General features: G+C 60.2%; 12 protein-coding genes and 1 pseudogene. 2 read left to right on the top strand and 11 right to left on the bottom strand.

Going from position 1 to position 11,128, the window contains the following annotated elements:
- Positions 1 to 13 precede the first annotated feature (13 nt).
- The gene (locus tag PUQ42_RS00595) at positions 14 to 919 is read left to right on the top strand and encodes a cation diffusion facilitator family transporter (RefSeq protein WP_273369891.1); all 906 of its coding nucleotides are present in this window, start codon (positions 14 to 16) and stop codon (positions 917 to 919) included.
- A 390-nt stretch (positions 920 to 1,309) separates the two neighbouring features.
- Here PUQ42_RS00595 and yidD read toward each other — a convergent pair whose 3' ends face one another.
- The 10 genes from yidD to PUQ42_RS00645 form a co-directional block, all read right to left on the bottom strand.
- Positions 1,310 to 1,570, bottom strand: coding sequence for a membrane protein insertion efficiency factor YidD (gene yidD / locus PUQ42_RS00600; protein ID WP_087311113.1), 261 nt, complete (start codon positions 1,568 to 1,570; stop codon positions 1,310 to 1,312).
- Entirely contained in the window at positions 1,527 to 1,895 is a 369-nt protein-coding gene (locus PUQ42_RS00605) for a ribonuclease P protein component (RefSeq protein WP_087311114.1), read from the bottom strand. Before PUQ42_RS00605 ends, yidD begins: the two co-directional genes overlap by 44 nt.
- A gap of 66 nt (positions 1,896 to 1,961) precedes the next feature.
- A complete protein-coding gene (locus PUQ42_RS00610; protein WP_162992820.1) occupies positions 1,962 to 2,825 on the bottom strand; it encodes a uroporphyrinogen-III synthase in 864 nt (287 codons plus the stop codon).
- A 34-nt stretch (positions 2,826 to 2,859) separates the two neighbouring features.
- On the bottom strand, positions 2,860 to 4,167 hold the full coding sequence (locus PUQ42_RS00615) for a DUF4271 domain-containing protein (protein WP_122119965.1): 1,308 nt from the start codon (positions 4,165 to 4,167) through the stop codon (positions 2,860 to 2,862).
- Positions 4,164 to 5,339 carry a sensor histidine kinase gene (locus PUQ42_RS00620; protein ID WP_087404606.1) on the bottom strand — a complete coding sequence of 392 codons (1,176 nt, stop codon included), beginning with the start codon at positions 5,337 to 5,339 and terminating at the stop codon, positions 4,164 to 4,166. Before PUQ42_RS00620 ends, PUQ42_RS00615 begins: the two co-directional genes overlap by 4 nt.
- A 28-nt stretch (positions 5,340 to 5,367) precedes the next feature.
- Positions 5,368 to 7,029 carry a S41 family peptidase gene (locus tag PUQ42_RS00625; RefSeq protein ID WP_087311116.1) on the bottom strand — a complete coding sequence of 554 codons (1,662 nt, stop codon included), beginning with the start codon at positions 7,027 to 7,029 and terminating at the stop codon, positions 5,368 to 5,370.
- A complete protein-coding gene (locus tag PUQ42_RS00630; protein WP_087311117.1) occupies positions 7,022 to 7,504 on the bottom strand; it encodes a hypothetical protein in 483 nt (160 codons plus the stop codon). The genes PUQ42_RS00625 and PUQ42_RS00630 overlap by 8 nt, the downstream gene beginning before the upstream one ends.
- A gap of 18 nt (positions 7,505 to 7,522) precedes the next feature.
- Positions 7,523 to 8,389 (bottom strand): 4-hydroxy-3-methylbut-2-enyl diphosphate reductase, encoded by an 867-nt coding sequence (locus PUQ42_RS00635; RefSeq protein ID WP_204246463.1) that lies wholly within the window; start codon positions 8,387 to 8,389, stop codon positions 7,523 to 7,525.
- 262 nt (positions 8,390 to 8,651) lie between these two features.
- A complete protein-coding gene (gene cmk, locus PUQ42_RS00640; RefSeq protein WP_087404579.1) occupies positions 8,652 to 9,374 on the bottom strand; it encodes a (d)CMP kinase in 723 nt (240 codons plus the stop codon).
- Positions 9,361 to 10,038, bottom strand: coding sequence for a LysE family translocator (locus tag PUQ42_RS00645; RefSeq protein WP_087311120.1), 678 nt, complete (start codon positions 10,036 to 10,038; stop codon positions 9,361 to 9,363). The genes cmk and PUQ42_RS00645 overlap by 14 nt, the downstream gene beginning before the upstream one ends.
- Before the next feature lie 198 nt (positions 10,039 to 10,236).
- On the opposite strand from PUQ42_RS00645, the gene PUQ42_RS00650 reads away from it, so the two are divergent.
- Entirely contained in the window at positions 10,237 to 10,542 is a 306-nt protein-coding gene (locus tag PUQ42_RS00650; protein WP_087404581.1) for a DUF3467 domain-containing protein, read from the top strand.
- 356 nt (positions 10,543 to 10,898) lie between these two features.
- Here the strand turns inward: PUQ42_RS00650 and PUQ42_RS00655 are convergent.
- A pseudogene (locus tag PUQ42_RS00655) lies at positions 10,899 to 11,128 on the bottom strand (bifunctional folylpolyglutamate synthase/dihydrofolate synthase); the annotation flags it as partial.

Below are 11,128 nucleotides of genomic sequence, written 5' to 3' on the forward strand. Positions count from 1 at the left end.
CGTACGGACAACCATGACACCCACTCAGAAACCTCATCATCACCATCACACCCACACGCTGACCTCGCTGAACCGGGCCTTTCTGTGGGGCATCTCGCTCAATGCGGGCTTTGTGATCATCGAATTTGCCGTCGGCCTCTTCTACGGGTCGATGGGGCTGTTGTCGGACGCCGGTCACAACCTTTCGGATGTGGCGAGTCTGCTGCTGGCGATGCTGGCCTTCCGGCTGGCGCAGGTCCACGCCACGCCGCACTATACCTACGGCTATAAGAAGAGTACGGTGCTGATTTCGCTGCTCAACTCCGTGATCCTGCTCATTGCCGTCGGGATGATCATTGCCGAGAGTATCGGCCGGATGTTCCATCCCGCACCGGTCGAGGGCGGAGCGATCGCCTGGACGGCGGGTATCGGCGTCGTGGTCAACGGCTTCACGGCCTGGCTCTTCATGAAGGACAAGGACCGTGACCTGAATGTCAAGGGGGCCTACCTGCACATGGCGGCCGATGCGCTGGTTTCGATCGGGGTGCTTCTCTCGGGCGTGGTGATCTCGTGGACGGGATGGACGCTGATCGACCCGATTGTCGGACTGGCCGTGGCGTGTGTGATTGTCGCTTCGGTGTGGTCGCTGACGCGCGACAGCCTGCGCCTGTCGCTCGACGGTGTGCCCGAGGGAATCGACGTCGAACAGATCGGACAGCGCATGTCGACGGTCGAGGGGGTCCGGACGGTCCATCACATCCATGTCTGGGCCATCAGTACGACCGAGAATGCCCTGACGGCCCACGTCGTTGTGACGGACCTTGCGGCCCAGGAGCGGATCAAGCATGATTTGAAGCACCTGCTTTGCGAATTGGGTATCTCGCACGTGACGCTGGAGTTTGAGACCCCGGAGGAGTGTTGTTCCGATTTTTCGGACTGATTCCCGCCCGTCTGCCCGCCGCCCGTCTGCCCGCCGCTCCGGTCAATCCGTCCGGAGGGCCGACCGCATTCAATGGGGCTTCTGCCGGTTGAGACTGTCGAAGAGACGGGCTCGGGCCGCCGTGACGCCGCGAATTACACTCCGATCCTTTAAAAAGCGGATTTTTTGGCAATTCCGATCCGAATAGTTGGGGTCGGAATTGTTTGTTTGGGGCAGGGGTACGATCTTTGTGTTTGAAAGTGATGTAACAGGAATTCTGTAAGGGTGACGCAACTTCCCTTGGGACCGGCTCGGCGACGAGTCGGTCTTTTTTTACCCGGTTTTGTGCCGTGATGGGTGACGTCTCTTGCGGAGGGAGTAACGGTCCCTTTCCGATTGTCCGGCCGGCCGCTACGGCACGGGGTCATAGCCGCTGCCGCCCCAGGGATGACAGCGGGCCAGACGGCGGATGGTAAGCCAGAGCCCCTTCAGCGGACCGTACTTGCGCAGCGCCTCGAGGGCATATTGCGAGCAGGTGGGCGTGAAGCGGCACGACGGAGGGGTGAAGGGCGAAATGCAGAGCTGGTAGAAGCGCACGAGCACGATCAGCGGCAGGACGCCGATCCGCTTACAGACGTGCAGCAACCGTTTCCAGAATCCGGCGGACTGCATGGCTGATGGATTTGGCCGAGAGGACCTCTTTCGAGGAGTAGATCAGGGCGATGTCGAGGTTCAGCTCCCCACCTTCCGTGATGATCTGTTTCTGAAGGCGGTAGGCCTCTTTGGTCCGGCGGCGGAGGAGATTTCGCCTGTTGGCGCGTTTATGGAACTTCTTGGGGACCGAGAAGAGGATTTCGACGCTGCGTTCGGTGTCGGGTTCGGCGAACCAGACGTAGCGGAACGGGAAGATGAAGCCGCTCTCGCCGTCGTCGAAGAGTCGGCGCACCGCTCCCAGCGAGCGAAGTCTTTCGTTGCGGGGAAGCGAGTGCGTAGACATGTTTTTCGAAGTTTGGGCCTTCTCGGGAGTCAGCCGGTCGTCGAGGGGGCTGACCCTTCGGAACTGTTATTTTCGGGTTTCGGTCGTGGTACGGCGCACGCGGCTCTTCTTGGCGAGCTTGTGCTGCTGCGTACGGATGAACTCCTCCTTGCGTGCGTCGGTGACGAGTTCGACGGGCGAGATCTCTTCGCCCTTCTGGATCTTCTGGATGAGCAGATCGATCGCCTTGACCATCGAGGGTGCTACGGGCGTGGGGGCGTTTGCCAGCACGGTGAGTCCGGCCTCCAGGGCGGCTTTGAGCGTACCTTCGCCGAATACGGCGACGGCGGGCAGCCCCTCGTTTCCGAACTTTTCGACCAGGGCCTTGACATCCGAGGGGGAGTAGAGTGCCAGCAGGTCATACTCCTCCATCTTGACGGCCTCGAGATCGCTGGCGACCGTACGGGCCAGGATAACGGGATCGACGGCCAGCTTGAGTTTGGCGAGCGTTTCGGGGAGTTCGGGTTTGTGGGGTTCGCTCAGGGCGAGGAGGAACTTCTCCTCCTTGTGTTTGATGATCAGTTCGACGAGCGAGGTGAACGACCCGTCGGCGAACGAGATCTTTCGTTTTCGGTAAACGATGTACTTCTGGAGATAGAGGGCGACGGCCTCGGTCTGGCAGATGTACTTCATGGTTTCGGGGACGGTGATCCGGGCCTCTTCGCAGATGTGGAAGAAGCTGTCGACCGTGGTGCGGGAGGTGAAGATGACGGCGGTGTGATCGAGGATCTCGACACGCTGGGCACGGAACTCCTTCAGCGAGACACCTTCGACCCGGATGAAGGGTTTGTAGGCCACTTCGACCTGGTATTTCTGGGCCAGATCGTAGAACGGGGACTTTTCGATGACAGCAGGTTTGGGCTGCGAAACCAGTACGCTCTTTACTTTCAACGTTACGGATGTTTAGTTTTACCTTCGTCGTGTATCATCTTGCCGCCAGGAGCCATAAGAGGCTGATTGGGAAGACTTCCACGGTGCAAAGGTACAAAAACCAATGCAAAATCGAAATTTTTTTAGAAATAAAGAGGTTCAGGGATTCCCTGAGGTATAAAACGGCCGTAATGATCAACTCGACGGCTCCGAGGATGAACCAGGCACCGCCGGTGCCGCGGGGGCAGAGTGCGAAGAGGAGGAGCGTGGGGGAGGTGACGATGACGGCCAGCGCGAAATAGGTTCGGCGCAGCAGGGAGAGCTGTGCTGTGAAGGGCTGGGTGAGGGTGATGGCTCCGGTGATACGGATGATCGAGGATTGAAAGAGGATGATGACGGCCCAGAGCAGCGAGGCCGTCAGACTCAGCGCGAGGACGGCGGCATGGGACAGCGCGCGTCCGAATTCGGGGGGCATGAGCGTGTCGCCGTACTTGACGACGATGACACCCATGAAGAGCATGCCGATTGCGGCCGTCACGTTCAGGAAGCGGGAGAAGCCGTTTGCGCCGGGCTCTTCGGAGAGGCGTTCGCCGGCAGCCGAGTCTCGGGAGATGCGTTTCAGCAGGGTTCTCACGTCTCCCAGATTGCGATAGAGAAGCGTGGCATAGGTTGCGGCGAGCAGCAGCACGAAACTCTGGAAAACGGCATTGTCGGTGAATGAATCGCTGACGGGTCGTTCGATGCGTTCTGTCTGTACGATGTAGGATTGTGCGCCGAACAGGGCCTCCACGGTGGTGTCACGTCCGGGGAGTTGCGCGGAATTCGGGCGTGGAGTTCCGCTGGAGCTCCATCCGAAACGGACCGAATCGAGCTCCGAATAGTGAAAGGCCTCGGCTTCGTACGAGTAGGCGGGATCGGCCGCAAGGCTCAGCGAGTCGGACTTTGCCGCCAGCGAATCGGCCACGCTCCGCACCGACTCTTCGTCGGCGGTTTGAACCGCGGCTCCGGATGTTGCTTGAGCCTTTCCGGCCCCGTTTTCGGCTCTTGGCCGCACGGTCGCCGGTTTTTCGTTTGCGGCATGCTGTTCCGAGTCCACCGGTTTCCCGTTTGCGGCATTCCGTTCCGTCGATGCTGGTTTTCCGCTTGCGGCGTGCTGACCCGTGGCTGCCGGTTTTTCGCCCGCGGCGTGCTGTCCCGTGGTCGCCGGCTTACTCTTTACGGCATGTTGTCCCGCCGTCGAGGTTTTTTCGCTCGCGAGGTCCTGCTCCTCATCCCCGGCCTCCCGGAAGGTCTCCTTGACGGGCTCCGCTGTCGTATTCGGGATCTCGGTCACCACGATGCTATGTGCCCAATCCCGGCTCATGCGGCAAAGGTGCGTTTAAGGGTGATGCGGATGGTGGTTCCCTTGCCGATTTCGGAGTCGATCACGGCGATCTTACCCTGGTGATACTCCTCGACGATACGTCTCGAGAGCGACAGTCCGAGTCCCCAGCCGCGGGTTTTGGTGGTGAATCCGGGCTCGAAGATGCGTTTCCAGTTGCTTTTGGGGATTCCCTTTCCGGTATCCTTCACATCGATCATGACGTGTTTGTCGTCCGAAGAGATCCTGACGTCGATGGTGCCGTGTCCCTGCAGGGCGTCGAGCGAGTTTTTCATGAGGTTCTCGACCACCCACTCGAACAGGGCGGCATTGATGTTGGCCTGTACGGGGGCGATGGCCAGCCCGTTGTAGTCGAGGGTGACGTTGCGGGGGATCCGCTTGCGGAAGTACATGACCGATTCTCCGACCACCTCGTTGATGTTTGCCGGGGTGAGCGGGGTTTCGGAGCCGATCTTCGAGAAGCGGTCGGTGATCTTCATCAGATGGGTGAGGTCCTTGTTCATCTCTTCGACGGCCGCCTGGTCGATATTCTGCGAGCGGAGATACTCGATCCATCCGAGCAGCGAGGAGGTCGGAGTGCCCAGCTGGTGGGCGGTCTCCTTGGCCAGACCGATCCAGACGCGGTTCTGTTCGTCGTGCTTCGACGAGCGGAAGGCAATGAATCCCAGGGTGATGAACGCCGCGATGACGATGATCTGAATATAGGGAAAGTAGTAGAGCGACTTGAGCAGGGCCGATTTTCCGTAGAAGATCAGGTGGTAGTGTTCCGACGAGAATCGGAACCGCACGGGAATGGGCTGGTTTTCGGACATGAACTTGTCGATCTGCCTGCGGAGCCGATCGGGGTGGTCGATGATCTTGTCGGGGATCAGGTGGGAGTTGATGACCTCGAGGTTTTCGTCGGTGATGATGAACGGAATGTTGTTTCCGGTGGACATGATATCGGCGACCAGGGGGTCCTGAATGGTTCCCATCATATCGCGGCTGACGCGCTCCATGGCGTGGGCCCAGAGGGCCACGTCGTGCTGCTCCTTACCCTTGAGTTTGCGGGCCATTTCGTTGGTGTAGAGCAGCGACACGGCGCCGAGCGCCACGCCGACGATGATGACGACGACGCGGTTTCGGAACGAGAATTTGTGCGCATGGATTTTCATGGCCGGCGGCATTTATCGGAACTGCAGACTATTTGCGGGCGGTATCCTGACTGGTCGTGATCCGGGCATACTCTTCGGGGGCGCCGAGCACCTCGAGGGCGCGTTTGACTTCGGGATCGTCTCCGAGCGAGTGTTCGATCACGCCGGCCTGATAGCCGTGGCGCAGGACGATGTCGTTGTTGATGGCATCGACGATCTGTTCGCGATAAGTTTCGAGATTGGTCTGGGTGTCGTCCTTGAGTTCGGCCTCGAGTTTTTCGAAGCGCTCTTCGAGATCGGTGAACCGGTCCTCCTCGGCCGCCTTCTTCAGGGCTTTGATTGCCCGGCGGGTATCCGATTCATAGGGGACCTTCTTGTCCTTCATGAAGGCCTCGAAATCGGCATAGTCGGCATCGGTGATCGAGAACGAGCGGATGTCGATCTGCTTGCCGGGGTTCCGGCGGGTGTATTCGTCCCCGAAGTCCTCGATGAATCCCAGGGCATAGAGCGTTACGGCGAAGCGGGAGATGTATTCGGGTTCGGTGCGGATGTCGGGCATGATTCCGCCGCCGTCATAGACCTTCCGGCCGGCGCGGGTCGAGAATTCGGAGATCAGCGAGTCGGGCACCGTGCGCACGCTCCCCTCCTGCGAGTGGGAGTAGTCGATGGCCTGGATGCAGCGCCCCGAGGGGATGTAGTACTTGGCGGTGGTGAGCTTGAGCATGGTGTTGTAACCCAGGGGGCGGGTTGTCTGGACGAGCCCCTTTCCGAAGCTGCGCTGGCCGATCAGGACGGCTCGGTCGAGATCCTGCAGGGCCCCTGATACGATCTCGGCAGCCGAGGCCGTGTTGCCGTTGATCAGTACGACGAGGGGCAGATCGGGCAGAATGGGTTCCGTCTCGGTGCGGAAGGCCTGCTTTGAATTCTCCGAGCGGCCCTTCGTGCTGACGACCTCCGTTCCCTTGGGGACGAACATGCCGAGGATCTTGACGGCCTCCTGCATGATACCTCCGCCGTTCGAGCGGTAGTCCAGCACGAGCCCCTTCAGCTCGCCCTCCCGGCGCAGACGCTCCAGGGCGGCGCGCATCTCCTCGTAACATCCTTCGGTGAAGTCGCTGTGGCGGATGTAGGCGATGCCGTCGGCGATCCACCCGGCATAGGGGACTCCGGGGATGGCGATGCGCTGGCGGCGGATGCTCTGGGTCTCCTGCGTGCCGTCGAGGTGTTCGACCGTCACGCGGACCTTGCTGCCGGGCTGTCCCTTCAGCCGGTCGGAGACCTGTTGCGTGGTCAAGCCTCGGGCATCCTTTCCGTCGATGGCGAGGATCTTGTCACCGATGCGCAGACCGGCCAGATCGGCGGGCGAACCTTCGTAGGGTTGTGCGATGCGGACGTAATCCTCCTTCTGGCGGATCAGGGCGCCGATGCCGCCGTACTTGCCGGTCGTGAGCAGTTCGAAGTCCTGCATGTTCTTTTCGGGGATGTACTCCGTGTAGGGGTCCAGATCGCTGACCATGCCGGCGGCGGCCCCCTCCATCAGACGGTCGGGGTCGATCGGATCGACGTAGTTGAGCGAGAGTTCACGCATCATGTTGACGGTGATCTCCATGTTGCGGCCGAGCCCGAAGTCGTTTCGGGCGGCGAAGACGGTGACGGCAGCCGCAGCCACGACGGCGGCTGCGACGGTCCAACGGCGGTATTTTCTATTCATTCTTTTCATCGTGACGAATCATCTGCATGTAGGAGTCGAGGCGGTACTGGACGCGGGCCACGCCGCGGCGGTTACCCTCGATGCGGATCCATTGTCCATATTGTGATACTTTCAGTTCGTCCTCGCCGAGCATGAGGAGTTTTTTGCCCCAGTTGTCGGCGCGGAAGGTCAATGTGCCCTCCTCTTCGCTGCGGAGCGAGAATCCTTCGGAGCCAAAAGCGTTGAGGATCTGCTGCCGGTTTTCGTCGATGTCGCCCTCGACCTGGCGCGAGACGAATCCGAATTTGGGGTAGAAGGCGGCCAGGATGACAATTACCACGGGGAGCATCATGCCTCGCGGGGTGTGGAACATCACGTAGAAGGTGTCGCTCACCGAGAGCCGTGCCGTGCCGGCCAGACGGTTCAGATACATGATCGCCAGGCAGAGAACGCACAGGGCGCAGAAATATTTTAGCGAACGGATGAAGTATTTCATGGAAAAACTATTTATGATTCACTGAACTGTTCTTTTATCGATTGCATCGGCCACCTGCTGCATCAGCCACTTGGGGGTGGAGGTGGCGCCGCAGATTCCGACACTTCGGGCTCCCGCGAACCAACCGTTGTCGATCTCGGCGGGCTCTTCGACCACATGGGTCTTCGGGTTTGCGCGGCGGCAGACCTCGGAGAGAACCTTTCCGTTCGAGGACTTGCGGCCGCAGACGAAGATCACCACATCGAAGCGTGCGGCGAACTGCGTGAGATACTGCTCGCGGTTGGCGACCTGTCGGCAGATCGTGTCGTCGATGCGGACGTCTTCGGGGACTTTGGCGCGACGTTTCATCTCGGCGCCGAGCTCCTCGAAGAGGGCGATGCTCTGGGTGGTCTGCGAGAGGAAGTGGATCGGGCGCGCGAAGTCGATCTGCCGCAGATCTTCGGCTCGTTCGATGACGAGGATCGGTCCGTCGACCTGCCCCGTGAGACCGACGACTTCGGCGTGTCCACGCTTTCCGAGGATGACGACCTGTCCGCCGACGGGCAGCATCGCCTCGTAAGCCTGCTTGACTCTCCGCTGGAGCCGTGCCACGACGGGACACGTGGCATCGATGACGTGAATCCCCAACTTTCGTGCCCGTTCATAGGTTGTGGGAGGCTCGCCGTGGGCTCGGATCAGCAGCCGGCCGCCGGCAATCCCCTCCATCCGGTCGTGGGTCACGGTGTGAAGCCCCAGCTCCTCGAGGCGCTGGACCTCGATGCGGTTGTGGACGATATCTCCGAGCGAATAGACCGTCCCGCCTTCCGCCAGGGCCTCCTCGGCCTGCGAGATGGCCCGGACCACGCCGAAGCAGAATCCCGATTTGTCGTCTATCTCGATATGCATAAGTCCAATTTTAGTTATTTCGACTCTTCGCGTTGTCCTGAGGCACCTGCCCGTTCGGATTTCGCCTTGCGTTTGGACCTCTCTTTCCGTCCGGCTTCTTTCCGTCCGGTCTCTCCAGTGTGCCCCTCTCCTTATGCTCGAGTCCCTCTCTTCCTATTCCTCTCTTTCCTTTGCCCCCCCCTCGCTCGGCCCGCTTCTCCCTGCTCGGTTTTCTCCATCCGCAGGTCCTTGCTTCACCCGTTTCGGGGCTTCGGAGCCGGTTCTACCGATCCGGGTGCTGTCCGGTCACCCGGGCAAAACGGTCGAGGAACCATGTCATCTGTTCGTCGACGGTCATGTGGCTGTTGTCCAGTACGATGGCATCCTCGGCCTGACGCAGGGGCGAGACGGCGCGGCTCATGTCGGCCTTGTCGCGTTCGCGGACGTTACGCTCGATCTCCTCGAGCGAAACCTCCATTCCCTTTTCGCGCAACTCCTTGTAACGGCGTTCGGCCCGCACCTTGGGGTCGGCCGTCATGAAGAGTTTCAGTTCGGCGTCGGGGAAGACGACCGTTCCGATATCGCGTCCGTCCATCACCACTCCGCGCCGGCGCCCCATCTCCTGCTGCATGGCCACCAGCTTGTGGCGCACTTCGGGAATGGCGCTGACCTGGCTGACGCAGTTCGAGACCTCGATCGTTCGGATCTTTCCCTCGACCAGATCGCCGTTGACGTAGATGTCGCTGGCTCCGCGCTGGGGGTTGAAGCGGAATGTGATCGAGATTTCGCCGAGGAGCTTGACGACGGCCTCTTCGTCGACCATTCCCGAGCGGATGGCGCCGTGTTCCAGCGCGTAGAGCGTCACGGCGCGGTACATGGCGCCGGTGTCGATGAAGATGTAGCCCAGCCGAGCGGCAATGGCCTTTGCGAAGGTGCTTTTGCCGCAGGAGGAGTATCCGTCGACGGCGATTATGATTTTGGGATTTGTCTTTTTAGTGTCCGACATTTGGGAAGATGTCAAAGAAGGTGGATAATATGGTGTAAATGCCGAGGATGCCGATGATGATACCGGCAACATGGTTGATCGTGAGCATGTGGCGGGGGCGGAATCTTCTCCGGAAGAGGTTGATCACGCAGGCCAGGAAGGTCCACCAGGTGGCGGCGCCGCAGAAGAATCCGGCGATGACGAACAGGGCGCGGAAGAATCCGCCGACGGTGTGGTCGGTCATTTCGCCGCTCGAGATTTTGAAGACGGCGAAGAAGGCGAGGATATAGGGGACGACCATGATGAAGTTGGCGATCGTCAGGCCGAATATCGATGCGAAGTCCTGCCAGAGGGAGCTTTTCCCGGCTCTGTTTCGGCGGATCTGGGGGACGGGGTTCTGGGCGAAGATGAAGACGCCGACGATGACGACGAAGATGCCGCCGATGACCCTGAGCAGGGTGTTGTATTGCTCGATCTGGGTTTGGAGCATCGAGTAGAAGAAGAGGGCAGCCATGGCCATGAAGGTGTCGGCGCAGGCGACTCCGATTCCGGAGACGATTCCCGACCGTCGGCTCTTGGAGAGGGTCCGCTGGATGCACAGCACGGCTACGGGGCCGACGGTGATGGAAGCCGCGACGCCCACGCAGATTCCGCGGAAGAGGGTTTCAACGATCTCGAATGCCATAATGCCCGGAGTGTGCAGGTTTGGATGACAAAGATACGAAAAAGGATCGTATCCGCGGCAACAAACGGGAAAAAAGGGTCCGGGAGTATGTTCCGGAGGTCAGGACTGTTGATAAAATATCGAAAACTTTTGGTCCGGGGGTTGTCCATCGAGGGCCGAAAGCGGTTAAATTTGCATAAACCAAATCTTTCGAAGGGAATGGCAGAGATGAAACAGTTTGGTATCGACCTTGAGTTGGACGATTCGGTGGCCCAGGGACACTATTCGAATCTGGCCATCATATCGCACTCCACCTCGGAGTTCATCATCGACTTTGCGACGGTGCTTCCGGGGGTAGCGAAGGCGCGGGTCAAGAGTCGCATTATCCTCACGCCGGAGCATGCCAAGCGGCTGCTTCGCTCGCTGCAGGACAACATCATCCGTTACGAGAGCAACGTGGGCAAGATTGAGATTCCGACCCCGACGCCGATTCCGGATACGGGTCCCAAAATGGGCCAGGCCTGATGCAAAAGAGCGGAACCTTGCGGGGTTTCGCTCTTTTTTGTCGGTTTGCGGGGGCGGAATTCTACGAGTCTGTTGGATTCTGCGAGTCAATTGCGGGAACGGGTTCAGCGAGTCAATTGCGGGGGCCGGATGCTGCGTGTCGGTTGCCGGGCCGGTTTTTCGTTGGAGATCTGCGACGGTCGCACCTGTTCGGCCGACTTCTTCGCCCGTCGGTTTCGTCCGCCCGCCGGCCTTTCCGCTCGCCCCTTCGTCCGTCCGCCGGTTTCTCTGTCTGCCGGCCTTTCCGCTCGCCCCTTCGTCCGCCCGCCGGTTTCTCTGTCTGCCGGCCTTTCCGCTCGCCCCTTCGCCCGCCGGGATCAGAGCACCTCGGCCACGACGTAGGTGCTTCCGCCGATGAAGATCATGTCTTCGGCCGAAGCCTGTTCGCGAGCCCGCTTCAGGGCCTCGCCCACCTCCCCGAAGGCTTCACCCTGTAACCCGTAGATGGCAGCCTTGGCAGCCAGTTCGGCGGCGGGAAGCGCCCTTTCGGAGCGGGCCTGTGTGAAGAGATAATGGGCTTCGCGCGGCAGCAGGGGCAGAATGTGGG

This window comes from Alistipes megaguti, assembly GCF_944320325.1.
In the GTDB taxonomy this organism is placed as follows: Bacteria; Bacteroidota; Bacteroidia; order Bacteroidales; family Rikenellaceae; genus Alistipes; species Alistipes megaguti.